The organism is Cognatundibacterium luofuense, from assembly GCF_018139685.1.
GTDB classification, from domain to species: domain Bacteria; phylum Pseudomonadota; class Gammaproteobacteria; order Burkholderiales; family Burkholderiaceae_D; genus Undibacterium; species Undibacterium luofuense.
On the sequence record NZ_JAGSPN010000330.1, the window covers coordinates 1 to 353 of the forward strand.

The following is a 353-nucleotide window of genomic DNA, read 5'->3' on the forward strand; positions in this document are numbered from 1 at the left end:
AGCAAATCACCACGTATCAGGTGCGCTAATTGAAAGTGCGGATAGGCCACAACCAGCTCGTCAATTTTTTGTTGAGCAAGTGAGAGCTGATTATTGGAGAGTGCCCGCATGGTTTCAATTAGCAGCAAATCCGGGTTAGGCAGGCTTACACCGGAGGCCGGTTCTGTCGAATCTGATTTCGTGCGGCGGGCAGCATGCACCTCATGTATGCCGGTCAGCATTACAAGCGAGACTAAGAAAATGGAAGCGACAGGGCGCAGCTTTACTCTCTTACTCAGTAAAGCATTTTTCAGTACTGCAGAAAACATCAGCTACCTGCGCGCTCCTGCTTAATCAACCACTTGCCGTCCTGC

At 50.1% G+C, this 353-nt stretch carries 1 pseudogene; it reads right to left on the reverse strand.

The features are described from left to right. Nucleotides 1–308, reverse strand: a pseudogene (locus KDM89_RS20645) (hypothetical protein); the annotation flags it as partial. Nucleotides 309–353 lie beyond the last annotated feature (45 nt).